24 protein-coding genes and 2 tRNA genes are annotated in these 25,544 nt (G+C 62.8%); 16 read left to right on the top strand and 10 right to left on the bottom strand.

What is annotated here, in order from left to right; translation table 11 throughout:
• The first annotated feature begins 62 nt into the window (after window positions 1-62).
• Complete coding sequence (locus tag AC07UR_RS11450) at window positions 63-860, top strand: DUF1194 domain-containing protein (protein WP_209790849.1); 798 nt, start codon at window positions 63-65, stop codon at window positions 858-860.
• A 73-nt stretch (window positions 861-933) separates the two neighbouring features.
• Here AC07UR_RS11450 and AC07UR_RS11445 read toward each other — a convergent pair whose 3' ends face one another.
• From AC07UR_RS11445 to AC07UR_RS11435, 3 genes are all read right to left on the bottom strand, one after another.
• On the bottom strand, window positions 934-1,791 hold the full coding sequence (locus AC07UR_RS11445) for a sigma-70 family RNA polymerase sigma factor (protein WP_209790850.1): 858 nt from the start codon (window positions 1,789-1,791) through the stop codon (window positions 934-936).
• Window positions 1,791-2,258: a carboxymuconolactone decarboxylase family protein gene (locus tag AC07UR_RS11440; protein WP_173420418.1), complete on the bottom strand. Its 468-nt coding sequence runs from the start codon at window positions 2,256-2,258 to the stop codon at window positions 1,791-1,793. Before AC07UR_RS11440 ends, AC07UR_RS11445 begins: the two co-directional genes overlap by 1 nt.
• 266 nt (window positions 2,259-2,524) lie before the next feature.
• The gene (locus AC07UR_RS11435; RefSeq protein ID WP_209790851.1) at window positions 2,525-3,955 is read right to left on the bottom strand and encodes a KAP family P-loop NTPase fold protein; all 1,431 of its coding nucleotides are present in this window, start codon (window positions 3,953-3,955) and stop codon (window positions 2,525-2,527) included.
• A gap of 215 nt (window positions 3,956-4,170) precedes the next feature.
• Here AC07UR_RS11435 and AC07UR_RS11430 point away from each other — a divergent pair, with 215 nt between their 5' ends.
• The 3 genes from AC07UR_RS11430 to AC07UR_RS11420 are packed head-to-tail and all read left to right on the top strand — an operon-like array spanning window position 4,171 to window position 7,945.
• The gene (locus AC07UR_RS11430) at window positions 4,171-5,151 is read left to right on the top strand and encodes an ABC transporter substrate-binding protein (protein ID WP_209790852.1); all 981 of its coding nucleotides are present in this window, start codon (window positions 4,171-4,173) and stop codon (window positions 5,149-5,151) included.
• A 29-nt stretch (window positions 5,152-5,180) separates the two neighbouring features.
• Window positions 5,181-6,932 carry an ABC transporter permease gene (locus tag AC07UR_RS11425; RefSeq protein WP_234941871.1) on the top strand — a complete coding sequence of 584 codons (1,752 nt, stop codon included), beginning with the start codon at window positions 5,181-5,183 and terminating at the stop codon, window positions 6,930-6,932.
• On the top strand, window positions 6,920-7,945 hold the full coding sequence (locus AC07UR_RS11420; protein ID WP_209790854.1) for an ABC transporter ATP-binding protein: 1,026 nt from the start codon (window positions 6,920-6,922) through the stop codon (window positions 7,943-7,945). The genes AC07UR_RS11425 and AC07UR_RS11420 overlap by 13 nt, the downstream gene beginning before the upstream one ends.
• Before the next feature lie 73 nt (window positions 7,946-8,018).
• Here the strand turns inward: AC07UR_RS11420 and AC07UR_RS11415 are convergent, their stop codons facing one another.
• On the bottom strand, window positions 8,019-8,315 hold the full coding sequence (locus AC07UR_RS11415; RefSeq protein WP_209790855.1) for a hypothetical protein: 297 nt from the start codon (window positions 8,313-8,315) through the stop codon (window positions 8,019-8,021).
• 194 nt (window positions 8,316-8,509) lie between these two features.
• Between AC07UR_RS11415 and AC07UR_RS11410 the strand changes: the two genes are divergently transcribed.
• The 5 genes from AC07UR_RS11410 (at window position 8,510) to greA (ending at window position 13,576) form a co-directional block, all read left to right on the top strand.
• Complete coding sequence (locus AC07UR_RS11410; RefSeq protein WP_209790856.1) at window positions 8,510-9,307, top strand: phosphotransferase; 798 nt, start codon at window positions 8,510-8,512, stop codon at window positions 9,305-9,307.
• A 260-nt stretch (window positions 9,308-9,567) separates the two neighbouring features.
• The gene (locus AC07UR_RS11405) at window positions 9,568-10,176 is read left to right on the top strand and encodes a glutathione S-transferase family protein (RefSeq protein ID WP_209790857.1); all 609 of its coding nucleotides are present in this window, start codon (window positions 9,568-9,570) and stop codon (window positions 10,174-10,176) included.
• A 628-nt stretch (window positions 10,177-10,804) separates the two neighbouring features.
• Window positions 10,805-11,845 (top strand): cell division protein FtsZ, encoded by a 1,041-nt coding sequence (ftsZ, locus tag AC07UR_RS11400; RefSeq protein ID WP_209790858.1) that lies wholly within the window; start codon window positions 10,805-10,807, stop codon window positions 11,843-11,845.
• A 119-nt stretch (window positions 11,846-11,964) separates the two neighbouring features.
• Window positions 11,965-12,786 (top strand): nucleotidyltransferase domain-containing protein, encoded by an 822-nt coding sequence (locus AC07UR_RS11395; protein WP_234941872.1) that lies wholly within the window; start codon window positions 11,965-11,967, stop codon window positions 12,784-12,786.
• A gap of 307 nt (window positions 12,787-13,093) precedes the next feature.
• Window positions 13,094-13,576: a transcription elongation factor GreA gene (greA, locus tag AC07UR_RS11390; protein WP_209790859.1), complete on the top strand. Its 483-nt coding sequence runs from the start codon at window positions 13,094-13,096 to the stop codon at window positions 13,574-13,576.
• A 98-nt stretch (window positions 13,577-13,674) separates the two neighbouring features.
• On the opposite strand, the gene AC07UR_RS11385 is transcribed toward greA, so the two are convergent.
• Window positions 13,675-15,072 (bottom strand): MATE family efflux transporter, encoded by a 1,398-nt coding sequence (locus AC07UR_RS11385; protein ID WP_209790860.1) that lies wholly within the window; start codon window positions 15,070-15,072, stop codon window positions 13,675-13,677.
• A 531-nt stretch (window positions 15,073-15,603) separates the two neighbouring features.
• Here AC07UR_RS11385 and AC07UR_RS11380 point away from each other — a divergent pair.
• Window positions 15,604-17,310 (top strand): adenylate/guanylate cyclase domain-containing protein, encoded by a 1,707-nt coding sequence (locus AC07UR_RS11380; protein ID WP_209790861.1) that lies wholly within the window; start codon window positions 15,604-15,606, stop codon window positions 17,308-17,310.
• Between the two features lie 189 nt (window positions 17,311-17,499).
• Here AC07UR_RS11380 and AC07UR_RS11375 read toward each other — a convergent pair whose 3' ends face one another.
• A complete protein-coding gene (locus AC07UR_RS11375) occupies window positions 17,500-18,366 on the bottom strand; it encodes an amino acid ABC transporter substrate-binding protein (RefSeq protein ID WP_234902809.1) in 867 nt (288 codons plus the stop codon).
• Window positions 18,367-18,399: 33 nt separating this feature from the next.
• Between AC07UR_RS11375 and AC07UR_RS11370 the strand changes: the two genes are divergently transcribed.
• Genes AC07UR_RS11370 through AC07UR_RS11360 form a run of 3 tightly spaced genes read left to right on the top strand, consistent with a single transcriptional unit; the run spans window position 18,400 to window position 20,611 of the window.
• On the top strand, window positions 18,400-18,735 hold the full coding sequence (locus AC07UR_RS11370; protein ID WP_173420406.1) for a hypothetical protein: 336 nt from the start codon (window positions 18,400-18,402) through the stop codon (window positions 18,733-18,735).
• A gap of 32 nt (window positions 18,736-18,767) precedes the next feature.
• Window positions 18,768-19,874: an endonuclease/exonuclease/phosphatase family protein gene (locus AC07UR_RS11365; protein WP_209790862.1), complete on the top strand. Its 1,107-nt coding sequence runs from the start codon at window positions 18,768-18,770 to the stop codon at window positions 19,872-19,874.
• A gap of 2 nt (window positions 19,875-19,876) precedes the next feature.
• Complete coding sequence (locus AC07UR_RS11360) at window positions 19,877-20,611, top strand: NUDIX hydrolase (protein ID WP_209790863.1); 735 nt, start codon at window positions 19,877-19,879, stop codon at window positions 20,609-20,611.
• Window positions 20,612-20,857: 246 nt separating this feature from the next.
• On the opposite strand, the gene AC07UR_RS11355 is transcribed toward AC07UR_RS11360, so the two are convergent.
• From AC07UR_RS11355 to AC07UR_RS11340, 4 genes are all read right to left on the bottom strand, one after another.
• Window positions 20,858-21,388 (bottom strand): GNAT family N-acetyltransferase, encoded by a 531-nt coding sequence (locus AC07UR_RS11355; RefSeq protein ID WP_209790864.1) that lies wholly within the window; start codon window positions 21,386-21,388, stop codon window positions 20,858-20,860.
• Between the two features lie 132 nt (window positions 21,389-21,520).
• Window positions 21,521-22,057, bottom strand: coding sequence for a GFA family protein (locus AC07UR_RS11350; RefSeq protein ID WP_209790865.1), 537 nt, complete (start codon window positions 22,055-22,057; stop codon window positions 21,521-21,523).
• Window positions 22,058-22,069: 12 nt separating this feature from the next.
• On the bottom strand, window positions 22,070-22,690 hold the full coding sequence (locus tag AC07UR_RS11345) for a TetR/AcrR family transcriptional regulator (RefSeq protein WP_209790866.1): 621 nt from the start codon (window positions 22,688-22,690) through the stop codon (window positions 22,070-22,072).
• A 340-nt stretch (window positions 22,691-23,030) separates the two neighbouring features.
• A complete protein-coding gene (locus tag AC07UR_RS11340) occupies window positions 23,031-23,738 on the bottom strand; it encodes a DUF930 domain-containing protein (RefSeq protein WP_234941874.1) in 708 nt (235 codons plus the stop codon).
• A 375-nt stretch (window positions 23,739-24,113) separates the two neighbouring features.
• On the opposite strand from AC07UR_RS11340, the gene AC07UR_RS11335 reads away from it, so the two are divergent.
• The 3 genes from AC07UR_RS11335 to AC07UR_RS11325 all read left to right on the top strand — a co-directional run bounded on the left by AC07UR_RS11335 (window position 24,114) and on the right by AC07UR_RS11325 (window position 25,544).
• The gene (locus tag AC07UR_RS11335) at window positions 24,114-25,031 is read left to right on the top strand and encodes a PhzF family phenazine biosynthesis protein (RefSeq protein ID WP_209790867.1); all 918 of its coding nucleotides are present in this window, start codon (window positions 24,114-24,116) and stop codon (window positions 25,029-25,031) included.
• A gap of 267 nt (window positions 25,032-25,298) precedes the next feature.
• Window positions 25,299-25,374, top strand: a tRNA-Lys gene (locus tag AC07UR_RS11330).
• 97 nt (window positions 25,375-25,471) lie between these two features.
• Window positions 25,472-25,544 (top strand) — tRNA-Lys (locus AC07UR_RS11325).

The raw sequence follows: 25,544 nt of genomic DNA, 5'->3' as shown, positions 1-25,544 counted from the left end.
CCCCCGCATTGCGAGCGCGCCGAACGGGCGTAATATCATCGCGCAACGGGCTCGCGACCGCGATGAAACTGCACTGCGCCCTTCTTGTCTGCGTCGGTCTCCTGGCGGGCAGCACGTCCGCCGAGCGGTCCTCGTTTGACGTCGATCTCGAGCTGGTCCTTGCCGTCGACGTCTCCTATTCGATGGAGATCGACGAGCAGCAGCTGCAGCGCCAAGGCTATGTGGATGCCTTTCTTCAGCCGGAACTGGTCGCTGCCATCCGGAGCGGGCCGATCGGCAGGATCGCGGTGACCTATGTCGAGTGGGGTGGCTCAGCCGTGCAGGTCTTGCCCTGGACGCTGATCGACGGCGTCGACACCGCCCGCCAGTTTTCCGAGACTTTGCAACGGCAACCGACACGGCGGATATCCTTCACCTCGATTTCCAACGCGCTTGCGTTTTCCCGACACCTCTTCCGCTTGAGCCCATTTCGCGGTGTGCGCCGCGTGATCGACATTTCGGGGGACGGGCCGAACAATTCCGGCGTACCGGCGCCCGTCGCCCGCAACTCGACTGTCGCCCAGGGCATCGTCATCGACGGACTGCCGATCCTGTTGCCACGCGGGGACCTGGAATCGATCCCGGATCTCGACGCCTATTACGAGCATTGCGTGATCGGTGGAGACGGCGCCTTTCTCCTGAAAGTCTCGGATACGAGCGACTTTGGGGAGGCGATCCTCAGCAAGCTGATCGTCGAGATACGGGGGCCGAACGTTGCCCGGCTTCAGCGATCCGAGCCGTTTGTGCGACGCGTCGACGCCAAAGCCGGCTACAATTGTTTCGTCGGCGAAGAGATGCAGGAGCGCCGCATCGGGCAATAGGCCGGTGCAGCAATTGGCGTCAGAGCGTGTGAGTGCATGAGGGCAACGGCTTCATGCCGCTGGCGGACATCTGCTAATGCAGATGTCCAAGCTTGTCCGGGTTGCGCACGATGTAGATCGCCACCACCTTGCCGTCCTCGATCTCAAGTGCGGTCGACTGCAACTCGCCATCGGCCTCGCGGGTGACGAAGCCGGGCAGGCCGTTGATGAAGCCGGCGCGCACGAGATCGGAACCGTGCTTGCGGAAGAGTGCGGCCAATTGCTCGTGCACCTTGATGACTGCATCGAAGCCGAGGATCGGGTGCATGGCGGCCGAGCGCTTGCCACCGCCGTCGGCGTGGATGCTGACATCGGAGGCGAGCATGGCGCCGAGCGCCTTCAGGTCGCCGCTGCGCGAAGCGGTGAAGAAGGCTTGCGCCAGTTCGAGCCCACGCGATTGCTCGACCTGGAAGCGGGGCCGGCCCTCGCGCACATGGGTGCGGGCGCGGGCGGCGAGCTGACGGCAGGCGGCGGGATCGCGATCGATGGTGGCGGCGACTTCCTCGAAGCCGAGCCCGAAGACGTCGTGCAGCAGAAAGGCGGCGCGCTCGAGCGGCGACAGGCGCTCAAGAGCGAGCATCAGCGGCAGGGTGACGTCTTCCTCCGGCTCCTCCTCGACGACTGGGTCGGGAAGCCAGGGGCCGACATAGGTCTCGCGCTTGAGCCGCGCCGACTTCAGCTGGTCGAGGCAGAGCCGGGTGACGGTGCGGCGCAGGAACGCTTCGGGTTCGCGCACCTCAGCGCGGTCGGCCCTCATCCAGCGGATGAAGGCCTCCTGCACCATGTCCTCTGCGTCGGCGACCGAGCCGAGCATGCGATAGGCGACACGGATGAGTTTCGGACGCAGCGGGTCAAAACCCGCCGCTGCGTCCTCATGGGCATTGCCCGCCATCAGGCGGCCGCCTGCGCAGACTTTGCCGCTGCCGGCTCGATCCACAGGCCGAAGCCGACGGCCAGACGGTTCCAGCCGTTGATGACGTTGATCATGAGCGTGAGCTTCACCTGGTCCTCCTCGGTGAACTGTTCGGCGAGCGCCTGACGGGCGCTTTCATGGGTATGACCTTCCGACAGGCGCGTGAGCGCCTCGGTCCAGCCAAGTGCTGCACGCTCGCGTTCGGAATAGCAAGGGGCTTCGCGCCAGGCCGAAAGCAGGTAGATGCGCTGTTCGGTCTCGCCTTTGGCGCGGGCTTCCTGCGTGTGCATATTGATGCAGTTGGCGCAGGCATTGATCTGCGATGCGCGGATCTTGACGAGCTCGATGAGATCGGGCTCGAGGCTGGCGGCGATGGCCATCGACACGCTGGTCCAGCTCTTCATCAGTTGCGGGGCAGCGGCGAAAAGGTCGATCTTGGCAGTCATGGTTCCGTTTCCTTTCGTTGGTTCCGATACCATGACGAGACAGGATCAGCCGGTGTGACATCGGGGCCGATTTTTTTCAGGTTTGGAGTGTGTCGTGGTTTGCTACCAGAGTGCCGTGGCCAATCAGCGCGGCGTGTTCAAAGTCTTGTTCGGTTCCGATATGGCACCTTCTTCACCAAGTCGCGGAAGTATTGCGTAAGAGATTTTTGCGGACAGCAGAAAGTTCGCCAGTCTGTCGATTCACTGACAGGTTTAGCTCAATCGGTTCAGCTCGTTCGCCCGGCACTGCCGACCAAAATTGGTAGGGAAGCAAGCACACTGGGATCGTCACGGTTGATGCCTGTCGTGTTCCATTCCGCATCGAACATACCCAGAACATATTCTGTGGTAATATCATCTTTAGGCTTCTCGTGTGCGTCAAGTGCTAAGCCTAGGCGTGCGCAGAGTCCTACCCCATGACGGTATCCCCTGCCCACGTAGAAGGTTTTATCTATTTCCTTCCGCGTGAACTTATCGACGATTGTTCTGGGCAACTTCCAGCCGTCAAGGATCGTCCCATCTACCGCATTCCAGTCGGAGCGGCCCTTTTGGTGGAATGCGATGCAGAGTGGAAGTAGCAACAAAAGGTCAATCTTGGTGTCGTGGGGCCAAGCGCTAACGGCCGCGTCAACGATGCCAATCACCTGCTTGGTCTCGCGAAGGTCTAGGTTGAATGTATTTACGCCTGAGAGTACGAACGCTTCAATATCGTTATTGGGTGAGCGAATTTTCGTTTTGTCAATTTCGGAACAGAGGGATGCAACAAACAAATCGAGTTGTGGAGGTGCGAAAACATAACTCCGATCGAAAAAGCGTTTAAGATATTTGTATCCGTCGAACGAGTGCCCGTAAAAACCTGAAACGCTATGTCGAAGTTGTTGGGTATGAGTGGCAAATATGAATACTATACCTTCTGCCTCGAAAATATGTTTTACTCTCTCCAAAAGTTGAACTGCGAACGAAGGTCGACATCTGTCAAGTTCGTCAACGAGAATAAATACCGGAGAAGGTAACTTCTTGGCCTCGAGAGAAATTACCGTTTTCTGTAATTTCGTTCTGAAACTCGTGACTGCTTTCGATCCTGCTTGGAAGCGTTCGATAAGCTGTTCCATCGAGGCATCGAATAGGCCCTCAATTCGGTCGCTCGCTACCTTATTGACTTCTTCAAGCGTAGCATCACCAACATTCTGGATGAAAGAATCACCTGAATTCCCGGCGGTTAGTTCAGATGGAATTGCTCCGACATACTTCTTAAATAGCGCTTTAACTGTGTTGCCTGCAGTTCGTAGGGCTATCGTTTTTCCTTCATTCTTTGCTGCGCTCCACGCTTTCTGAATCGCAGTTGTTTTTTCCATGTAGGGCTGTAGAGCCAGATCTATCGCGGACATGATTGCGATGTACGGATCTTCCGTATGATCATCCTGCCACGCATTGACCTTCGCGACGAGATGGCCGCGTCTTTCCAATTCAGAACCGAAACGGGTCAGGAAGAAGCTTTTTCCCGATCCCCAGTCTGCATCGATGTTCAGTACATATGAGCCGGTTCTGCCTTGTTTCTTTCTCTTTTCCACCTGACCAATGACAAAGTCGTACAGGAATTCGGCATCACGCCGTCGACCAAGTAAGTCCTCAGCCCAAATATCTTCTTGCTCGTTCATCCTGAATCTCCATCCCGTCGTGCTCGCAAGGGAAATACAAACACGAGTTGTCGTTGAATGGCGACGACGGTATTGGTGTATCCCCAGTTGGCTTGCAGGTCAGTCGATTTTGTAAGCAACTCTAAAACCCGTCCTTGTGTCTGATTGAGACCTGTCACACCGCTGTAAAACATCCGCACTAAGCCTCGGCGCCATCTTGAACCGAGGATATGTCGATGAAATCGTTTGTCTCCGCCGTTGCCGGTGCGCTTGTCGCCTCGCTGCTTTCTACCGCCGCCTTTGCCGAGAGCCTGGTGCTCTACACCAGCCAGCCGAACGAGGATGCGCAGGCAACCGTCGACGCCTTCAAGGCGGCCAATCCCGGCGTCGAGGTGGAGTGGGTGCGCGAAGGCACGACGAAGCTGATGGCCAAGCTGATGGCCGAGATCGAAGCCGGAAACCCGGTTGCCGACGTGCTCCTCATCGCTGACACCGTGACGATGCAGCGCCTGAAGGAAGCGGGCCAGCTGCTCGCCTACAAGTCGCCGGAAGCGGCCAACTACGACGCCGCGCTCTATGACGCCGACGGCGCCTTTTACTCCACCAAGATGATCACCACCGGCATCATCTACAACACCGCGGCCTCGACGAAGCCCGAGGGCTGGCAGGATCTGGCCAAGGCCGACGCCAAGGGTCTGGTGACGATGCCGAGCCCGCTGACCTCGGGTGCCGCACTCATCCACGCGCAGACGCTCGCCGGCATCGACAGCCTCGGCTGGGACTATTACAAGGCGCTGGCCGAAAACGGCGCGACGGCTGCCGGCGGCAATGGTGGCGTGCTGAAGGCTGTCGCCACCGGCGAGAAGGCATATGGCATGATCGTCGATTTCATGGCGATCCGCGAGAAGGCCAAGGGCGCTCCGGTCGAGTTCGTCTTCCCGGCGGAAGGTGTGTCCGCCGTCACCGAGCCGGTCGGCATCCTGAAGACCGCCAAGAACCCGGAAGCCGCCAAGAAGTTTGTCGACTTCCTGATTTCGGAAGAGGGGCAGAAGACGGCGGTGAAGATGGGCTACATCCCGGCGCGCAACGGTGTGGCGCTGCCCGAGGGGTATCCGGCGCGCGAGACGATCAAGGTGCTGCCGATCGACGCGGCGGCGGCCGTGAAGAACTCCGACGCCGATCTCAAGACCTTCTCCGGCATCTTCGGCACGAACTGATCGCCTGAATGTCGAAACAGAGTGAAACCATGCGCAGCCGGCCCCGCTGGCTGCGCTTTTCCAATGCGGGGGTGTCTCGTACGAGCCCGGTGAAGCCGGGCGCGTCGCCGGCCGGCGAGCCGCGCTGGCTCGTGCCTTTCGTGCTCGCCTGCCTTTTCCTGCTCTGCGCGCTGCCACTCATCAGCCTGGTGAAGGCCGGCTTTGCGGGCCTGGCCAGCGGCAATTCCATTGGCGTGCTTACCGAGCCTGCGACCTATGCCGCCATCCGCAACACGCTGCTGACGGCGACGGGCGGCATGGTGATCTCAGTCGTGATCGGCGCGCTTTTCGCCTTTGCCGTGGCGCTTACCGATATCAGGGGCAAGCTTTTCCTGAGCTTCGCCTTCATGCTGCCGATGATGATCCCGCCGCAGGTGACAGCGCTTGCCTGGGTGGAGATGACCGGGCCGGCAAGCCCGCTTCTGAAGACGCTGGGCATCGCGCCGCCGCTCGGCAGTCCGCAGCCGCTCTATTCGCTGTTCGGCATTTCGCTGCTCCTCGGCGTGCAGCACGCGCCGCTGGTGTTCCTGGCGCTGAAGGCGGGGCTTTCGGCCTCGCCGCGCGACGGGGTGGAGGCGGCAAGGCTTTCCGGCGCATCGCCGTTTCGCGTCTTCCTCGATATCGTCGCACCACTGGCCGCCCCCGGGCTGATCGCCGGTGCGGCGATCGCCTTCGTCTCCGGTGTCGGCAATTTCGGCATTCCGGCGATCCTCGGCATTCCCGCCGGGATTACGGTGCTTCCGACGCTGATCTATACGCGGCTTGCAAGCTTCGGCTCGGGCACCTTCGGCGAGATCGCGCTGCTGTCGAGCCTGATTGCTGCGATCGCGGCCATGGGGCTGATCCTGCAGCAGCGGGCGCTTTCGGGCAAAGACTACCGCATCATCGGCCTTTCCGGCGCCAATGCCGCCTTTTCGCTCGGGCGTTTCCGGGTGTTGGTTGAACTTGGGTTGGCGGCGATCCTGTTCCTGGTTCTGGTGGCACCGTTCGCGGCGCTGATCGCCAGTTCGCTGGTGCCGGCCTATGGCGTGCCGCTCACCTGGCAGACGGTGTCGCTGCGCGCCTATGAGGAAATCCTGTTTCGCCAGACGATGACGTTGAGCGCCTTTGGCAATTCGCTGTTCCTTGCGAGTTCGGCCGCCCTCGGGCTGCTGGTCGTTGCCGCGCCGACCGCCTATCTCATGAACCGGCGCAAGGGTGTGCTTGCCGGCACGCTCGGCATCCTGATCGAGATCCCCTATGCACTGCCCGGTATCGTGCTGGCGGTTGCCTTCATCCTGACCTTTGCGGCACCGCTGCCGCTCCTGAATGTCTTGCTCTACGGCACCATCTGGATCATCCTGATTGCTTATTTTTCCTCGTTCCTCGCCGTCAGCCTGAAGCCCGTGATGAGCGCCTTCCTGCAGATGGACCCGTCGCTGGAGGAGGCGGCAAGGCTGTCGGGCGCCGGCTTCTTCCGGCGCATGCGCGACGTGATCCTGCCGCTGGTGGCGCCGGCGGCGGGTGCGTCGATCATCCTCGTGTTCCTGATTGCCGCCAATGAGCTGACGGTCTCGGCGCTGCTCTGGTCGGCGGGCACGCAGACGCTGGGCGTGGCCATCTTCAATCTCGATGACAGCGGCTCGTCCGATCTCGCCTCGGCGCTGTCGGTGCTGGTCGTCATCATGGTGATGGCCCTGATGGCGGCGCTCGAAACCCTTGCAAACTACCTTCCAGAAGGCGTGCTGCCGTGGCGCAACTGATCCTCAATCACCTCACCAAGGATTTCGGCGGCGGCCGGCCTGCCGTCTCCAACGTGTCGCTGACGGTGCGCGAAGGCGGGTTTCTGGCGCTGCTCGGACCATCGGGCTGCGGCAAGACCACGGTGCTGCGCATGATCGCCGGTTTTGAGCAGCCAAGCGACGGCTCGATCGACTATGGCGAGCGCCGGCTCTCGGACGCGTCGCGGGCGCTGCCACCGGAAAAGCGCAACATGGCGATGGTGTTCCAGTCCTATGCGCTTTGGCCGCATATGACGGTGGCGGAAAATGTCGGCTATCCCCTGAAAGTGCGCGGTATCTCCGGCGAGACCTGGCGGCGAAAGGTGGGAGAGGCGCTGGCGCTGGTGAAACTCACCGATTATGCCGAGCGCCGGCCGGCAGCCCTTTCCGGCGGGCAGCGGCAGCGGGTGGCGCTGGCGCGGTGCCTGGTGACGTCGCCCGACGTGGTGCTGCTCGACGAGCCGCTCGCCAATCTCGACCAGCATCTGCGCAAGTCGATGGAGGAAACCTTCCGCATCTTCCACGAACGCTCCGGTGCAACGATGGTCTATGTGACGCACGACCAGTCGGAGGCGATGGCGCTGGCGACCGACGTCGCCGTGATGTCGGAGGGCCGGCTGGTGCAGATGGCGGCGCCGGCGGACATCTACGCACGGCCCGAGGGCACCGTCGTCGGCGGGCTCATCGGCCGCGGCTCGATCCTGAAGGTGCCCGTGGCCGAGCAAGCGCCGCGCGCGCTCGGCTGGCCGCAGCTTCGCGAGGTGATCGGGTCAGCGCCTGCCGGCCTTCACCGCGACGTGTTGGTGCGGCCGGAGCATGTGCGGCCCGATGCCGAGGGCATTGCGCTGGAAGTGAAGGCTTGCGTCTATGAGGGCGAACGCTTCGCCCTGACGCTGGCTCTGCCGGACGGCCAGGCGCTGAAGGCCTATGGCGATACCGCGATCCCCGTCGGGCAGAAGGCGAATTTTGCGATTGCGAGCGCCTGGCGGCTTTGAGGGCGACAGGCGGGCGTTGATGGTGCCCGCATGTCGGCCGGATCGGCGCCGGTTCGAAGGGGCGCCAGAGCCATCAATCGCAGCGGGGTCTTTCGAGCTCGACCTTGAACTGCTTCGGCCCGACCAGCCCGGGCTTTGCCGGCAGGCCGACGATGCGGGCGATGACGGTGCACTCGCCGGCGATTACCGCATAGCGATCACGTCCCTGCTTGATGATCTTGTCGATCGGATATTTCGGCACGGCCTCTGCCACCGCGGTGATGATGGCGGTCAACTCGTTGGCGCGCTGGAAGTTGGGGGCAAGGGCGGCCTGGGAAGCGCCGGCGCTGAAAAGCGCGATGGCGGCAATGGCGAGGGCTCTGATTGACATGGGCGGCTCCTGTTTGCGGCAACAGACCATGTGGCCGGGCGGCAATCAACCCGCTTGTGCGCACGCGAGCGGACCATCCCGCAACACCAGAGGGTCGGCGGCTGGAGACGGTGCATTACGCCGCCCGCATTGACAGCGGCGCGCCGGCAGCCGACCTTCCCGCCGCGGCCATGGGTTGCGCGAGAGGTGAGCCGATGAGCCAAGATCTGGATGCTGCAGCGACGACGCTTTCGGGCGGCAACGTCAATGCCGGTGTCGTCCGGATCGGCGACACCGTGCGCCGGCGGACCGGGCCGCAAAGCGCCAGCATCCACCGGCTGTTGCTTCACCTGGAAGCGGAGGGCTTCGGCGCGTCACCACGGTTTCTCGGGATCGACGGGCAGGGGCGCGAGATCCTCGCCTTTCTCTACGGTCAGGCCGACTGCGCGCCGGAACTGTGGCAGGACGAGCAGTCGCTGATCGCTGCTGCCCGATTGCTTCGCGATTATCACGACGCAACGGTCGATTTCGTCCACACAGCGTCCGATCGCTGGGCTTTCCGGTATCCGGACAGCGCGCGCCACGAGGTCATCTGCCACAATGATTTTGCGCCCTACAACCTGATCTTTCGCGACGGCAGCCCGGCCGCGGTCATCGATTTCGATCTCGCCGGGCCGGGGCCGAGGTTGAGGGACGTTGCCTATCTCGCCTACTGGACGGTGCCGCTGTCTTTTCATTCGAGCGAAATGGTGGCTGCGGCATTCGATGATCTGCGAACCGGCAGCGCGCGCCTGCGGCTGTTCTGCGACAGCTACGGCATCGCCTGTGACGCCGCACTTCCTGCCATGGTTGAGACGGTGCTGGAGCACATGGGCGACGAGGCGGCGATGGTCTCGATGCTCGGAGCTGATGTTGCCGAACGGCTGGCGCGCGACGGCCATCTCGAACACTGGCGTCAGGAGCGGGCCGCGTTCCTGATCCACCGACACCAGCTCCTGTCAAATCTGGCATAGGTGGCGCGGCCGCTCGCATGTGCCTGCACGCGTTTGCCCGGTATGGCCTGGTCAGTTCGGCCGACCCGGGTCAGCTTTGCTGACCCGGCTGGCTTGGCCGATCATCTGTTTCCGACTTGCCTTACCCCGCGGTCTATCCTCTCTCCGGAGATAAACCGATACGTTAAATAAAACTGGTTGCTAAAAGCAACTGGTATGGCATAGTGATGGGATCAGCGAACGGGCGACGGTGGTGTCGCGCAAGTCGATGGGAGGAAGCGATGAAACTCTATCAGGGCATGGGACCGAATTCGTACCGGGTGCGCATCTTCATGGCGGAGAAGGGGATCGAGCTGCCGATGGTGGATGTCGATTTTTCGAAGGCGGAGCACAGGGCGCCGGCGTTCCTGGCGCTCAATTCGCTCGGGCAGATCCCGGTGCTGGAGCTCGACGACGGCACAGTTATCACCGAGAGCGTTGCCATCTGCCGCTATCTCGAGGAGACGCACCGCGAGCCGCAGCTTTTCGGCAGCGACGCCGTCAGCCGCGCCAGGGTGGAGATGTGGAACCGGCGGGCCGAGATCGTGATCTTCGGCACGATCGGCAACGTGGCGCTGCATTCCGATGCCTTCTTCAAGGAGAGGCTCACGCAGTTTCCTGCCTTTGCCGAGACCGAGCGACAGGCGGTGCCGAAAAAATGGGCCTGGCTCGACCGGGAGCTTGCCGACGGCCGGGCGTTCCTTGCCGGCGAGACATTCTCGATCGCCGATATCACCGCGGGCGTCTGCGCCTGGCTCGGCGATGTCTTCGGCATGGAGGTGCCGGGCGATCTTGCAAACGTCCAGCGCTGGCTGGAGCGGGTGCGGGCGCGGCCGAGTTTTGCGGGTTAGGAGGGAGATTGGCGCGACTGCCGCCACCGGCGCCGCGACTGTCGTCCCGCGCATTCCGCTCAGCCCCTCATCCCCCTACCGGGAACTTCTCCCCGCAGGCGGGGAGAAGGGGCGTGTGGCGCGCCCAGCGTTTCATCCAGCAGGAGTGAATGGGAGAAGTGCTGGGATTGAAACGGGGCCGCAATCTCGGGTCTCCCTCGCCCCGCAAGCGGGGAGAGGGTTGGGGTGAGGGGCAAAACCTCGCCGCAATTTCCGAGTTCGCGTCTGCGTCATTTGGGTGCTGCGATGACGCTGTTTCCCAATTGACAGGGAGCGGGAAGAGATGTGCTGCACCTTTTCGGTCTGTCGAAGCCAGAAGAGAGTGCTGCTGGTTCGATCCGGGGCAAATGGTGGTTGCGGCGGTGCAGCTAAATCAAGTCTCTGATAAAATGACTTAATTTGTCCGACGGCGCGATCCGGCCGGCAACCTGAAATTCCGCCGTGACGCCAAATTACAAATCATGTGTGGAAAGTGACATTCCCCTTTTCTCTTGCCTTCTCCGTGGCTTTTTTCAATTCCTAAAATAACAGCTGCCTGATTCGCCCCGATCCGTTGTTTTGGCGGCGTTCGCCCTTAGGAGACAAAGCCATGAACGATTTGAAGAAGCCGACGATCACCGAGATGCGCCCGAAGATCACCGTGATCGGTGTCGGCGGCGGCGGCGGCAACGCCATCAACAACATGATCGCCGAGGGCTTGCAGGGCGTTGATTTCATCGTGGCCAACACCGATGCGCAGGCGCTGGCGATGTCGAAGGCATCGAGGCTGATCCAGCTGGGCGCGCAGGTGACCGAGGGATTGGGCGCCGGCTCGCTGCCGGAAGTCGGGCGGGCGGCCGCGGAAGAATCGATCGACGAGATCATGGATCACCTGGGCGGCACGCATATGTGTTTCGTCACCGCCGGCATGGGCGGCGGCACCGGCACCGGGGCTGCCCCGGTGATTGCGGCGGCAGCCCGCAAGGCCGGCATCCTGACCGTCGGTGTCGTCACCAAGCCGTTCAGCTTCGAAGGCAAGCGCCGCATGCAGATGGCTGAAGAAGGCGTCGAGCGCCTGCGCGAGGCGGCCGATACCGTCATCGTCATCCCCAACCAGAACCTCTTCCGCATCGCCGACGCCAAGACCACCTTTGCCGACGCCTTCGTGATTGCCGACCGCGTGCTCTATTCGGGCGTCGGCTGCATCACCGACCTGATCGTCAAGGAAGGCCTGATCAACCTCGACTTCGCCGACGTGAAGTCGGTCATGAAGGGCATGGGCCGGGCGATGATGGGCACCGGCGAGGCGACCGGCGAGGGCCGCGCGCTGATGGCGGCGGAAGCCGCGATCGCCAACCCGCTGCTCGACGAAGTGTCGATGCGCGGCGCCAAGGGCGTACTGATCTCGATCTCGGGCGGCATGGACATGACGCTGTTCGAAGTCGACGAAGCGGCGACCCGCATTCGCGAGGAAGTCTACGACGAGGCCGACATCGTCGTCGGCTCGATCTTCGACCGCACACTCGACGGCACGTTCCGCGTGTCGGTGGTGGCAACGGGCCTTGACGGCCAGCGCAACACGGCAGACCCGGCGGGTGCCGCGGCATCGGCCGGCCAGCCCGGCCAGGCGCCGACGCGCACGCTGCAGTAACACGAGGAGCGCCCGAGTTGCCGCCGAAAAGCGGCGACGGCAGGTTTTGCCTTTCGATCAAGATCCTCCCGTGAGATGACGGCCGCGGGGGGATTTTTCGTTTTGGGGATGGGACGGGTTTGTCGAACAACGAAAAAAGCAGCCAGGCGGATCTCGCCGAAGACGCAAGAAAGGTGGAGCAGCGCCTGGCGGCGGTGCGCACGGCGGAAACGATTGTGCGCGAGCGCTTCCCGGACGCGGCCTTTGCCATCGTCGCGGGCTCGATCCTGCGTGGCGAGGGCACGCCGTCTTCGGATATCGATCTCGTCGTGCTGCATGAGACCCTGGAAAGCGCCTGGCGGGAAAGCTTTACGACGGACGCGTTTCCCGTCGAGGCATTCGTCCACGATTTCGAAACGCTGAACTGGTTCGTCGATCAGGATGTTGCGGGCGGCCACCCCGTGCTTCTCGACATGCTGGCGGGCGGCGCGGTGATCGGCCGGAATATCGAACGCGGCAGCAGCCTGCAGGCCGAGGCAAGCGCAGCGCTTGCGCGAGGGCCAGGCGAGATCGGCGCCGAGCGGCGCAACCTCTTGCGCTACCAGATCACCGACCTGCTCGACGACCTGAAGGACGAGCGGCCAGAGGCGGAGGTGCGGGCGATTGCTAGCGCCCTTCACCAGCCGCTGTGCGACCTAGCGCTCCTTGGACGCGGTTGCTGGTCCGGCAAGGGCAAGTGGCTGCCGCGGCTGCTGCTTCGTCTCGATCCGGAACTGGCCGGCCGATTCGACGAGGCCTTCCTCCTGGCGGCCGCGGGGCAGGCCGGTGCGCTGGTGGCACTGGCGCGCGATGAACTCGCGCTGCAGGGCGGGCCGTTGTTCGAGGGCGACCGCCGCGCCGCGCCGAGCGCAGCGCGGCGGCAGGGTGGTTTGCCGGGCTTGGTCTTTCACGTCACAAACTGAGTCAGAAAATCGCGGTATCCCGTTGTTTTTATGGAGGCGTACTGCTGGCATTTTCCGCCGGTCGTCAGAGGATTTTCGCATTGTGACGGTGTTGGAGCCGCGAGCGCGTTGACCCCGCCAAAAGAGCGTGTCGCCGGCCGGTGACGGTGTTATCGGCGGACATCGGGACAATGCGGGGTGACCGCTGCGAACGGATGAGGCAATATCATCGTTTGCGCTCGGGCATCCATCGCTTCCGTTCTGCCCGTGGTGGGCTTTCGCCCGGATGCTATGTAAAAGCCGGCCTGCGCCGAAACGGAGTTCGATCGTGAGTGTTGCCTTTACCAAGGAAGAAAGTGCCGAAACCGCTGCGGAAACACTTCTGCCTGACCGCCCGGTTTCGCCGCATCCCAACCTTGTCACGCAAGCGGGCTTGAAGGCGCTGGAAGAGCAGCAGCGTGAGGCACGCGCGGCCTATGATGCGACGAGCGGGATCGACGACGTGAACGAGCGCCGGCGCCAGGCGGCTGGCCCCTTGCGCGACCTTCGCTATCTTGCCGAACGGCTGCGCACCGCCGAACTCGTCTCTGCCCCGACCTCGACCGACGTGGTCGCCTTCGGCAGCACGGTCACCTTCTGCCGCGACGACGGCCGGGTGCAGACCTACCGCATCGTCGGCGAGGACGAGGCGGATCCGAAGACCGGATCGATCTCCTATGTCTCGCCGGTGGCAAAAGTGCTGATGGGCAAGGGCGTCGGCGATGTGGCGACAGTCGGCGGGCAGGAGCTGGAGATTACAGCGATTGCGTAAGCGCTCGCCGGCGGCGGGCCACCGGCAAGCGGGAAATACGTAACGATTACGTCGACCGATGCCGCGCTCGCGCCGGTGGCGATGCGGGCATAACCCAATTATGGAGTGAGTGAACCTGATCCGAAGCCGCCGGCCTTTCGCGAGGTGTAAGTGCGGGCACGCCACCAAACCAGCATGCTGAGCATCAGCATCAAGATATCGGCCATCGGAGCGGCGACCCACACACCGGTCTCACCCCAAATGTGGGGCAAGGCCAAGGTCAGCGGAATTGCGAACAGATATGCTCGCCCGAGCGAGAGAACAGCGGCTTGCCGAGCCCTGCCTATGGCTTGCGCATAGCTGGCGGCCATCATGACCGGGCCAAATGCGACATAGGCTGCAAGGTACAGGGGAACAATGCGTGCCACCTCCAGCCCAACAGGGGCATCGGGCACAAAAAGTCCGCCCAGCCAGCCGCGTGCACCAAACAGCAGCAGTTGCACCAGCAGGCAGTAAACGCCGCTTACGACAAGCGAAAAATAAAGCGTCTGCTTTGCCCGCTCTTGCTGCCTGGCACCGACGGCATTGCCGACGATTGCCTGCAGGGCCAGGCTCATACCCATCAGCGGCAGGAAGGCAAATGTCATCAAGCGCATCACCACCCCATATGCTGCGATCGTCATGTCGGGTTGCGGCAGCTCCAGCCGTCGCAGGGTGAACAGTACCGCCGCCGAGCCGAGCGAAATACCGATGAAATTGAGGCTGCGCGGTGCCCCAAGGGCCAGCATTTCTCGCCATTCACCGTCGTATCTCAAGCCGACCATCGGCAGGCCTGCTCTGCCGCTCATGCGATAGATAACAACGACACCCAGCCCCAATACCTGCGCCAGGGCCGTACCCCAGGCCGACCCAGCCACTCCAAAATCAAACACCCCGATCAGCAATGCGTTGAAACCGATATTGGCGAGCGTCACCAACACGCCTGCCATGGCCATGAAGCCAACCCGCCCCTCCATGCGGAGCGCGTCGACGTGTACAGAGAGCAGAAACCCTGCCGGTGCGGTCGCAAATGAAATAGCAAGGAAAGTCCACCCCATCTCACCAAGGTGGACGTTGCCGCCCGCCGCCAAGCTGACGACATGGGAACCCAGTCCAAAAAAAGTCAGTATTGCCAGGGCAGCGACAGCAAGGGCAAGGCCCTGTGCCGAAGCGAGGGTACCGATTGCCCCATCCATGTCTTTGGCACCTAGTCGACGTCCCAAAATGCTGGCCATGCCGATGCCGACCATCGTCGAGACAGCCAGCAACAACATTGAGATTGGAAACACTGACGTCACCGCACTCAGGGCATCAGCCCCAACGAATGCGCCGAGAAGCATGGCATCGGCCACGGTCAGCAGGCCGCTTATCGTCGTTACGACGATGATTGGCAGGCTGGTTCGAATGAAGGCGGATCGGATCGATCCACTCAAGAGTGAATTTTTTGGCTCAGCCGGCAACGACGATTGGTCGCTCATCAAAAACTCCCGTCATGGGCAAGTCGGATGATTTTGATGGGGCTCGCATTGCCATCGCTCCAACTGCCCCCTTAAGGGAAATGGCGATCAGCTTGTCCAAGGCAGGGGTTAACCAATGGCGATAACGCCATGCGAGCGGCAGGTCACCCTGTGGACCTGGATGTGTCTCTATTGTCGGCTCGTTCTACTGTCAAGCAGCATGAATTGCGCCTGGGCCTATTTGAAAGACGCCAGTCAAGGTTCCGTGAAGCTCCGGCAATCACCGCTCCTTGCACGGCGAAACGCTTGCCCGGCTGAAGCGCGATCGGGTGCCAGGGCGGTTCGAGGCGAAGATCGGGGCCGGAGCGAAGACCAGATCGATCTCCTCTGTCTCGCTGGCGGCACGCGTGCGTCCGGGCAAGGGCGTCGGCGATGTGGTGGCGGTGGGGATCGTGCGGGTGGGGCGTCGCCCCGGCGTGACCTCCTGCCACTTGTTGACTCACCTGCGGTCGAACAATACCCTGCCAATTCGGTCGTTAGGCTTGTCCTCACATGACGGATCAATCTCTTCAGCGTCGCCTTGCCGCCATCGTCGTTGCCGATGTGGTGGGATATTCACGCCTGATGGAGGCTGATGAAGTCGAAACGCTGGCGAGCCTCAGGGAACTGCGTTCCGGCGTTATCGAGCCGGCCGTGATGCGCCACAAGGGTCGCATCTTCAAGGCCATGGGCGACGGGTTCCTGATCGAATTCGCTAGCGCTGTTGACGCGGTCGCAGCGGCATTGGAAATGCAACGGGCCACTGTTGCTGTCGGGCCTTCCGCAGACCGGCGCCTGCTTTTGCGTGTCGGCGTCAATCTGGGCGATGTCATCGACGACGGCTCGGACGTGCTCGGCGACGGCGTCAATGTCGCGGCGCGCTTGGAGACGCAGGCCGAACCGGGCGGTATCTGCATTTCAGCCAAGGTTCACGGCGAGATCGTCGGCAAGATCGGCGAGCGGTTCTTCGATGCAGGCGAACGCTACCTGAAGAACCTCACGCGCCCGGTCCACGTGTGGCATTGGCCGGATGCGCTGCAGAGCAAATTGCCGCTGCCCGAATGTCCCTCGATCGCCGTATTGCCGTTCACGAACATGAGCGGGGATGAAGCGGACGCGCCTTTCGTCGATGGCTTGACCGAAGACCTGATCACCGACCTCTCCCGCACTGCCGGCCTGTTCGTCATCGCGCGCAATTCCGTGCAGGGCTACAAGGGCAAGCCGGTCGACATCAGGCTGGTCGCCCAGGAACTCGGCGTCCGCTACGTGCTTGAGGGGAGCGCCCGACGCGCCATGGGCCGTGTGCGCATCAATGCTCAATTGATCGACGCGCTTGGCGGCCAGCACTTGTGGGCCGACCGGTTCGACAGGACGGTGGAAGATGTTTTCGAATTACAGGATGAAGTGAACGCCAAGATTGTCGAGGCCCTTGTCGGCCGGCTGACCATCCCGACGCAGCGCAAGCGGCCGAAGAACTTTGAGGCATACGAGCTGTGCGTGCGCGCCCGCCTGCTGACCGAGGAGTCGCCGCAAACCGAGCGTGAGGCCCATCTGCTGCTTCAGCGGGCGGTCGAGCTCGAGCCATCCTATGCGGAGGCGGTCGGTCTGCTCGCCTACAACCGCTGGCTTGCCTGGACGCATTTCGGCGAGCCGGAAGATCCCAACCGCCGGATGGCGGTGACGCTCGCGCAGAAGGCGATCGACCTTGATCCCAACGATGCCGGCTGCCGTTACATCCTTGGGACCATTCTGGCTTATGAGCGGCGATGGGAGGAATCGGAGGCCGCCTTCGCCAATGCCCTGGAGCTCGACCCAAACCACGCAGACACCTGGGCCGCCATGTCCGACATGTCCGTGCTCGACGGCAGGGTTGCCGACGGACTGGCGCAGATCGAAAAAGCGCTGCGCCTCAATCCCTATCCGGCCTGCTGGTATCTTTGTCATCTTGGGCAGGCGCAATACGCCGCGCGCGACTACGAGGCGGCAACCGCTACACTGCGCAGGAAAGACACCTATCGCACCAACTCACGCAAGTTCCTGGCGGCTACGCTTGCGCAGCTGGGCCACCGCGAGGAGGCACGGCGAGAAGCAGAATTGTTCCTGATCGCCCACCCTCATTTCACGATCGGCCATTGGCTCCGCTCCCAGCCGCTGCGCGATGCATCTGTACGAGACCATTTTGTCGACGGATTCCGAAAGGCCGGCCTGCCGGAGATGTGACAGCGGGTGGGACAATCCCGACGCGTTCGAGGACTTGCTCAACGACTATGCGCTGCGCGAGAACGGCAGCCTCGATCGCAGTGCCGAGCGTCTTCATACGCCCCACACAACGCGTCGACCGGCCCGAGCCTCGCATGCGCCGGACTGCACGTTTTCAATATGGCGTGATATCCGCCCGCCGCACGCGACCTATGGCACGTGTTGCATGATGATCTGCGTGTGCAGCATCGGCGCTTCGGCTCCGAAATAGCTCTCCAGCAGCGGCAGAAACTCGTCCGAAAGGTAGAAATCCGTCAGCGCACGGTCTGCCAGCAGACGGAAGTCGGCGTCGTTGCGGCGCAAGGCGATCGCATAGGGTTCATGCGTGATCAGGCGATCGCCGACCGATAGCGAGGATGGATCGCGCGCCCGCTTGGCAAGGTTGATGAGCAGCACCTGATCGGCGATATAGGCATCAATCCGGCGGTCCTCCAGCGCCTTGAGCCCGTCCTCATGCGTGTTGAAATCGGCAAGCTTTGTCGTCGATTCCTGGGTTGCGAGTTGCTCGCGAAGCGTCCCTGCCGTCGTCGTGTTGGCGCGCATACCGATGACGTTTGTGGCAGCGCGCTCGCTGACGGCGTGAATGGCCGGTTCGGTGCGAAACAGTGCCTGCAGGTAGCTGGGCGAATCCTTGCGCAGCAGCGCGCTCGCCCCGGTGAGGAAGATCGGTTGTGAGAAATCGACGATTTCCCGCCTCTTCAAGTTCACCGTGATGGAACCGCACAGCAAGTCGACATCTTCATTCTCAACTGCATCGAAGCCGCCGGCGAGCGTCATCTCGACAAACTCGCGTTTCAGTTGCGGAGATTGATGTTCGATCTCGTCAGCAATCTTGCGGCACAGGTCGATGGCATATCCCACCGGTTCGGCCCCTGGCTGGACGGAGGAAAATGGCGCCTGATCGGCGATGTAACCGATCCGCACGGTTCCGCGCTTCGTAATGGTGTCGAGCGTTGCGGCGGCGGTCGCCAAGGCCGAAAAGCAAAGGGCGAGGCTCACGAGCAGAAACCGTCTCATGCGCTTGGCCATGCGTGTCTGAGGGGCACCTGCATGATCCCTGTCTCCGGTAACGGTGTCGATCTCAAAGGCGTGCGCGCAGCTTATGGGCTGTCCCTCATATGTCAACAGAAGACACATGGCGTCATTCGCCGGCATCGCCACCATGGCAAGGTCGACCGGCCCCCGTCCGCTTTTGCCGACAGTGTGCTCCTGAGCTTCGTCTCAACGACGCTCTGCAGCAATCGATTTGAGGAGGCGCGACCGCATGCATTCGACATCGCAGACGATGAGCGTTTCGCCGAGGCGTCAACGCCAGCCTCCGGCAAGGCGATCCTCCTCACGCCGCTCCGGCCAAATCATTCTCGACATTTGCGCTTCAATGCCTAATCTCCGCGGCACTTCAGTCATGGAATTGCTTGATGTCCCTTAGACTTGCCACCTTCAATATTGAAAATCTCATGAGCCGCTTCGATTTTTCCGGCTTTCGCAATCAGCTCAAGCAGGATCGGGTGCTGAGGCTCTTCGAGGTGAAGAGCGAGGCAGAGTATCAGCGGCTGGAAGAGGCGCGCACGATCGCGCATACGGACGATACGCGGCAGATGTCGGCGCTCGCGATTGCCGATTGCGATGCGGATATCCTCTGCCTGCAGGAGGCCGACAACATGGCGTCGCTGCAGGCGTTTGAATACAATTATCTCTTCCGCATGGTCGGCAACGGCTATCGCCAGAAATACCTGATCGAGGGCAATGATTCGCGTGGGATCGACGTGGCGGTGCTGATGCGCGAGGAGACGCGCGACGGCCAGCCGATCGAGTGCCTCGAGGTGAAAAGCCACGCGGGGCTGACCTATGCGGATCTCGATATCTTCAACGATGCGCTCGCTTCCTCCAACCGGCCGACCGACCGGATCTTCAAGCGCGACTGCCTGGAACTGGATCTGCGCATTGGCGGGCGGCCACTGACGCTTTACGTCGTGCATTTCAAATCCATGGGCCCGGCGCGCGACGGGATGGACGGGCGCCAGGCGACGATGCCGGTGCGCGTGGCGGAAGCGAAAGCCGTGCGCCACATCATCGAAAGCCGCTTCGGCCGCGGGCACACGGCCGACAAGATGTTCGCGATCTGCGGCGACATGAACGATTACCAGGAGAAGGTCGACATTCTCGGCGACCGCCGCAACGGCTACGAGTTCGTGCCGCGCGAGGAAGAGGAAAGCGCGCTCGATGCGCTGACCGCGGACGGCTTTGTCGAAAACCCGATGCTGCGCCGGCCGGTGCTCGACCGCTGGACGCTGTTTCACAGCCGTGGCCCGCAGGAGCGGCACCTCTGCCAGCTCGACTATATCTGGCTGTCGCCGGCCCTTGCCCGGCGCAACGCATCCCAGGTGCCGGAAATCATCCGCGGCGGCCAGCCCTTCCGGACGATCTTTCCGCCGGGACAGGAGGTGGAGCGCTACCCGCGCACCGGCTGGGACCGGCCGAAGGCATCGGACCATTGCCCCGTGGCGATGACGCTGGACGTGTGACGATGGCCATCCTCGAAAGCAACACGGCTGAATGGCCTGACGAAGGCGAGATCCTGCCGATCTCGGGCGTCGATATCCACGTCAAGGACAGTCCGCACCCTTTCCATCTGGATCAGGTGGGGGCCGCCCAGGAAAACTGGCGGGCGGAAATCGCCGCCAACCCGCACCTCTTCGACGGGCGCATGGTGCTGCAGCGGGTGCTTCGCATCGAGCACGGCCGCGTGGTGGGCGAGGGGCACGTGGTGCCCTATTCGACCTTCCTGTGGTGGCGAAAGACGCGCACGGACGCCGCCTTTCACCTGTTCGCCATGCCGGTGATTGTGTCATCCGATGGCGCGCTGATCCTGGTGCGCATGGGCTCGCACACGGCCAATCCGGCCCGGGTCTACAGCCCCTCAGGCTCGCTGGAGCCTGATGATATCGTCGACGGGCGCTGCGACATATCAGGCAATATCCGCCGCGAGGCGCTGGAAGAAACCGGCATCGACCTCGGCGCGGCAACTGCCGAGCCTGGCTACCACGTGCTCCATATGGGGCGGGCGGTGACGGTGTTCCGGCTCTACCGCGTGGCGGAGACGGCCGAAGCGCTGGTCGAAAAGGTGGCAGCCCATATCGCCGACGATCCGGAGCCTGAGATCGACGAGGCGATCGCCGTATGGGGGCCGGACCCGGGTGCACACAATTATCCGCCGTTCATTTTGCCGATCCTTACCTGGCTGTTCGACGGCAAGCGGTGATCCGCGCGGCAGCGCGTGATGACAGGGAGCGTGGCCGCAGCGTGTTGCTGCGGCACCTGCAGCGCTCTGGAAACGTCGCCGTGAGCTTTGCGGCGCGTTCGGCAGGGCGTAAAAGTCCCCGGGCATGCGCATGCGACGCGCGGATGGCGGCCAACGATCGCAAACCGCAGGCGCTGTTGCCCCAACAGGCGCCGCTTTTCAAGCGGAAGATTAGGCTTCAAGGCTAACTTTGCAGCGTTCAGCCGTTCATAACGGCCGGGCCAAAACCTGCAGGCTATGCTGCTTCATGCCGATTGCGACCGGCCCTGCGGTTCGAACCAGCGTGAAGCCCTGACCTTGCCAGAAGCAAAGTCCGGCCACGTTCTCGGCGAAGACGGCGAGTTCGACGCGGTCGGCCCCTTGCGTCTTCAGCCACCTGAAGAAATCGCCGCACAGGGCTTTCGCCACGCCTTGCCCACGAAGGGTCGGGTCGATCTGCAGAAGCGCGATCCACCAGGATTTCTCCTGCGGGTAATCGCGGTCGCAGGCGAGCATGCCGGCGAGCGCGCCGGTGGCTGACTTCAAGCCGAAGACGAATTTGTCGGCAGCGGCTCGTCCGGGCGGAAAGCTTCGAAATTCGTCCAGCGCCACGGCGGCGTCCGGTGGGTGGCCGCGTTCCAGCACCACATAGTCCTGACAGCTCTGAAAAAGCGGCATCAACCGCGGCGCGTCCGCCTCGATCAGCCCTTCGATTTCATAGCCTGGGAGCGAAAGCGGGAATGTCGTGGTCTTGTCCATGGCCGGCACCATACATGCCAAAGGCAACGGCACAATCTGCAGTATTGATTTCGCCCGGCAGGGTCTCGCCGCTCACGTGCTGCTTTTTCACCTGGATGGCCACAGCAAGGCGCCGATGCTTCGGCCCAGCCGTCAGGCCTCGATCTTGCGTGCGATCGCGATCTTCGGATTGCGGAAGCCCATGGCGATCCAGGCCCAGAGCAGCTTGGCATAGAACGACACGGTATGGGACTTCAGGTTGGGAATGTCCTTCGGCAGCCTCGAAGCATCGGGCAGATCGCCGACCATGGTGCGCAGCTCTGCCTTCGGGCGCGTTTCCTGGGGCCAGAGGTGCAGGTAGAGGCTCAGCCAATGGGCGCCCTTCATCTCCAGGAACACCGGCGTGTTGCAGCAGGTGGCGACGACGCGGCGTGAGCCGGCGTCGGGGGAGAGCCGGAATTCGCTTAAGGTTTCCTCACCGGAGACAATAGTGATCCGGTCCTTGCGATATTCGGCGGAAGGGGTGGCCTCGTAGGAGGTCAGGATGCTGCGGGCGCCGGGCAGAGTCGAGAGGCGGTTGGCCGCCGCCCGGCAGCTGTCGCACAGGCATTCCGACACGAGGATCGGCGCGCCCTGCACCTTGAGCCGCGTCTGTCCGCAGGCGCATCCGATATGGGTGGTATCGCTCATGTCGCATCCTCCTCAGGTGACGTGAAACAGGTGCCGGATGTACCGGTCGAGATGGTCGAGGCTTTCGCGCGCAAGCGCGGGATCGTTGCCGGCCTTGGCGAGCACGAAGCCGCCCTGGATGACGGCCTGCGTGTGCCGGGCGAGGCTTTCGGCCGTCCAGTCATCGGCAATGCCGCGGTCGAGGCGCGCGGCCTCGATATCGACGACCAGCGTATCGGTGTGGCCAAAGATGCTGCGGCCGCAGGCATCGCGAATGTCGGGCGCGGTGGCATAGACCTCCTGCGCCAGGGTGCCGGCCAGGCAGGTGAATTCGGCAATCTCGCCGAGGATGATCGCCTTGCGAAACGCGACATAGGCGAGAACACGCGCCAATGGGTCGGGCGGCGCGTGATACGACGCGGCGGCGAAGAAGTCGGCCGTCGTTTCCGCCCAGAAATCGGCGACCGCGACGCCGAGCGCGTCCTTGCTGGCGAAATGATGGAAGAACGCGCCCTTGGTGACGTCGGCCGCGCGGCAGAGATCATCGACGCTGGTGGCGGCAAAGCCTTTGGCGCGGATGATGTCGCGCGCCGCCTCGAGAAGCCGGTGCCGGGCGTTGCCGCGTTCGGGTGATTGTTTGGTCGGTCTGGGCATGTGGAAAACATACCATACGGTTGGTATGTGTCAAATGTTTGATTCTTATGAGCGATCAGTCGGGCGAAGGCAAAGTTGTCGATGCAACCGCGAGATTGGTGTTCGCGCCATCGAAGCGGCGCGGTCAGTCAGGGCTGTGCAGCCTGGGACGGTCCGCAGGGTTCAAGGGGCGAGGGATAAATGCTTGAATCGATTCAGAGAATTACATGGCGTCTTTAATGCAACGCAGCATGTTTTCGAGTTCTGCCGCGGCAACAAGCGACGGCGGCTTGGCGGGCGCCGAAGGGCGGTTTTGCACCGGGCCGATCATGCGGCCTGACGGCTCAGGTTTCCCGGGCCCTCAGTCCCCGGCAGCGTCGGCGACGGGAAGGCCAAGGTCCTGCCATTGGTCACGGGGGATCGCGTCGCCGACCTTGAACGCGAAGCCGACGACGGAATTGCCCTCCGCAGCGACCTCGCAGGAATAGGCGATGCGCCACCATTGCCGGTCGCTGCGAAACGCCCCGCCATTGGCCTTCAACACCCCACCTGACAATCGCACGCCTGAAAAGGCATAGGCGACGAGGAAGTCCGGATCGAAATCCGCTTTCCAACGGTGAACCTGCTCCATCGCTTCCAGATTGCAGAGCTGCACCACCCGCTCTTCAGGTGCCAGCTGCGCCAGACCCTTGCGCGCCTGCCGGCTGCGCGGCGAAGCCAGGATGCCTGCGGAATAGAGCGTGTCGGCGTGCACCATGCCCAACGGTTGCGGCTGCGGCTGCGGCGTGGGTGTGGCTGCGGCACGGCGCTGAGCGTTGCTATCGGGGTGCGCTTTCGGTTCCGCGTGCTGCGTTTCTCTCATGGGCTGGCTCGCCTCGGCGGGTCGCGACGGTATCAGCGTCCCCTTCTGCGGCATTTCGGCCAGGATTTCGACGTCGATGCTGCCTTCTGCGTGAGGTGGCGGCATCGACTTGGGGGGAAGGCGCGAGAGCGCCGTGAAGGCGAGGGCGTGCAGCATCAGTGCGAGCGCCAACGCGCCCCAGATCGTCCGGTCATCCGTCCGCTGCATCGCTTGCCGCATTGCCTAAGCCACGGTGTCCAGGGTCGGTCTCATGCGGCGTGCTTCTTGCTCCCGGCTGAATGGATGTCGTGGCCCGAGCCCAAGGCATTGTTCGGGCGGCAGGCGATAGATCAACACCAAATCCACGCTGCGGTCGAGCCTTGCCGACAGCTGCGATCACATTCCCGTCACCGGCAGGCGGAGGGACCGGTCGATTGTACCGCTCAGGGGTGGCGGGAAGCCAATGGGGGCAACGCTTTCGGCCGGGTGCGGCAGCGGTATTCCGATAGCGAACGGCGCCACGCGGGATGGCGTTTTTGCGCTTGCCGCCCGGCCGATGACATTGCAAGTTCGTGGCCGGAGTATATGCGCAAGGGGAAATAAATGCCGCTCAGCTACGCGATCTACGATGTCTTCACGCAGAACCGGCTGGAGGGCAATCCGCTGGCCGTCGTCTTCGGGGCGGATGCGCTCGACGATCAGGCGATGCAGACGATCGCGCAGGAATTCAACCTTTCGGAGACGGTGTTCATCCGCAGGCCGGGGGGCGCTGCGCACACGGCGCGGCTGCGGATCTTCACGCCCGGGCATGAGCTTCCCTTCGCCGGGCACCCGACGGTCGGCGCGGCCGTGGCGATCGCCGAGGCAGCGCATGGCACATCGCAGGAGAATGCCGATCTGGTGCAGGTGCTGGAGGAAAAGGTGGGGCCGGTGCGTTGCGCCGTGCGCATCAAGCCCGGCGAGGCGAGCTTTGCCGAATTCGACCTGCCGCGCAAATCGGCGCGGCTCGACGCCCGCTTCGACAAACAAGCGCTGGCCGATGCGCTGAGCCTGAAGACTTCGCAGATCGGCTTCGAGAATCATGCGCCGTCTTTCTGGAGCGCCGGCTCGCCGTTCGTTATGGTGCCGCTGCACGACGTCTCCGCCGTCGCCAACGTCGAGTTCGACCCGCAGCGCTGGGAGCAGCTGGCACCGCTTGCCGAAGGCCGGCTGGCGTCGGCCTATCTCTACTGTCGCGGCGGCATCAATCACACGGCGCGGTTCCACACCCGCATGTTCAAGTCTGACATGGGCATTTTCGAGGACCCGGCAACGGGGTCTGCTGCCGCAGCCCTTTCCGGCGCCATCCACCATTTTGACCAGCTGGTCGATGGTCACCATCCCTTCCTGATCGAGCAGGGGGTGGAAATGGGCCGGCCGTCCTACATCCACCTGCATCTCGATGTGGCGGGCGGCCAGATCAACTCGGCGCGCATCGGCGGCCATGCGGTGAAGATCGCCGCCGGCGAACTTTTGCTCTGACGCAGCGCATGCGGCCGCAGGCAGATATCAGCCTGGCTGTGGCGTGGCGGACAAATTTTGGCAAGGAGGGCGTGTCGATTCAGTGAGTTGGCCGCCAGCGTCCCGGGCGCAACGCGCCAGGGGTGCGGCAGACGCCTGTGGAAAAGCCGGCTTTCCGGGCCGCTGGAATCTTTTCTCAGAAATTTTGCAATCGACGCTAGACAAGGTGAGGGAACGCCTTTATACGCCCCTCCAGACCGCAGCGGCAAACGCCGAGGCGGTCCGGATGGGTGATTAGCTCAGTTGGTAGAGCAGCTGACTCTTAATCAGCGGGTCCACGGTTCGAGCCCGTGATCACCCACCAAAACAACGACTTGGCGGGACTTATATCAGCCTCGCATTAACTTCAAGATCGACTTCTTGTAACGCTCCTTGGCGACACACAGCGAAGCGGTCTGGATGGGTGATTAGCTCAGTTGGTAGAGCAGCTGACTCTTAATCAGCGGGTCCACGGTTCGAGCCCGTGATCACCCA

It is taken from the genome of Ensifer sp. GW821-FHT05G01 (genome assembly GCF_059419585.1).
The sequence above is the reverse complement of the archived record's forward strand: the minus strand, read 5'-3'. Positions and strand labels throughout refer to the sequence as shown.

Excerpts from the sequence above, each read along its gene's own strand:
- AC07UR_RS11450 (WP_209790849.1), top strand. The coding sequence starts at position 63 with ATGAAACTGCACTGCGCCCTTCTTGTCTGCGTCGGTCTCCTGGCGGGC.
- AC07UR_RS11445 (WP_209790850.1), bottom strand. The coding sequence starts at position 1,791 with ATGGCGGGCAATGCCCATGAGGACGCAGCGGCGGGTTTTGACCCGCTG.
- AC07UR_RS11440 (WP_173420418.1), bottom strand. The coding sequence starts at position 2,258 with ATGACTGCCAAGATCGACCTTTTCGCCGCTGCCCCGCAACTGATGAAG.
- AC07UR_RS11435 (WP_209790851.1), bottom strand. The coding sequence starts at position 3,955 with ATGAACGAGCAAGAAGATATTTGGGCTGAGGACTTACTTGGTCGACGG.
- AC07UR_RS11430 (WP_209790852.1), top strand. The coding sequence starts at position 4,171 with ATGAAATCGTTTGTCTCCGCCGTTGCCGGTGCGCTTGTCGCCTCGCTG.
- AC07UR_RS11425 (WP_234941871.1), top strand. The coding sequence starts at position 5,181 with ATGCGCAGCCGGCCCCGCTGGCTGCGCTTTTCCAATGCGGGGGTGTCT.
- AC07UR_RS11415 (WP_209790855.1), bottom strand. The coding sequence starts at position 8,315 with ATGTCAATCAGAGCCCTCGCCATTGCCGCCATCGCGCTTTTCAGCGCC.
- AC07UR_RS11410 (WP_209790856.1), top strand. The coding sequence starts at position 8,510 with ATGAGCCAAGATCTGGATGCTGCAGCGACGACGCTTTCGGGCGGCAAC.
- AC07UR_RS11405 (WP_209790857.1), top strand. The coding sequence starts at position 9,568 with ATGAAACTCTATCAGGGCATGGGACCGAATTCGTACCGGGTGCGCATC.
- ftsZ (WP_209790858.1), top strand. The coding sequence starts at position 10,805 with ATGAACGATTTGAAGAAGCCGACGATCACCGAGATGCGCCCGAAGATC.
- AC07UR_RS11385 (WP_209790860.1), bottom strand. The coding sequence starts at position 15,072 with ATGAGCGACCAATCGTCGTTGCCGGCTGAGCCAAAAAATTCACTCTTG.
- AC07UR_RS11380 (WP_209790861.1), top strand. The coding sequence starts at position 15,604 with ATGACGGATCAATCTCTTCAGCGTCGCCTTGCCGCCATCGTCGTTGCC.
- AC07UR_RS11375 (WP_234902809.1), bottom strand. The coding sequence starts at position 18,366 with ATGAGACGGTTTCTGCTCGTGAGCCTCGCCCTTTGCTTTTCGGCCTTG.
- AC07UR_RS11370 (WP_173420406.1), top strand. The coding sequence starts at position 18,400 with ATGATCCCTGTCTCCGGTAACGGTGTCGATCTCAAAGGCGTGCGCGCA.
- AC07UR_RS11365 (WP_209790862.1), top strand. The coding sequence starts at position 18,768 with ATGTCCCTTAGACTTGCCACCTTCAATATTGAAAATCTCATGAGCCGC.
- AC07UR_RS11360 (WP_209790863.1), top strand. The coding sequence starts at position 19,877 with ATGGCCATCCTCGAAAGCAACACGGCTGAATGGCCTGACGAAGGCGAG.
- AC07UR_RS11355 (WP_209790864.1), bottom strand. The coding sequence starts at position 21,388 with ATGGACAAGACCACGACATTCCCGCTTTCGCTCCCAGGCTATGAAATC.
- AC07UR_RS11350 (WP_209790865.1), bottom strand. The coding sequence starts at position 22,057 with ATGAGCGATACCACCCATATCGGATGCGCCTGCGGACAGACGCGGCTC.
- AC07UR_RS11345 (WP_209790866.1), bottom strand. The coding sequence starts at position 22,690 with ATGCCCAGACCGACCAAACAATCACCCGAACGCGGCAACGCCCGGCAC.
- AC07UR_RS11340 (WP_234941874.1), bottom strand. The coding sequence starts at position 23,738 with ATGCAGCGGACGGATGACCGGACGATCTGGGGCGCGTTGGCGCTCGCA.
- AC07UR_RS11335 (WP_209790867.1), top strand. The coding sequence starts at position 24,114 with ATGCCGCTCAGCTACGCGATCTACGATGTCTTCACGCAGAACCGGCTG.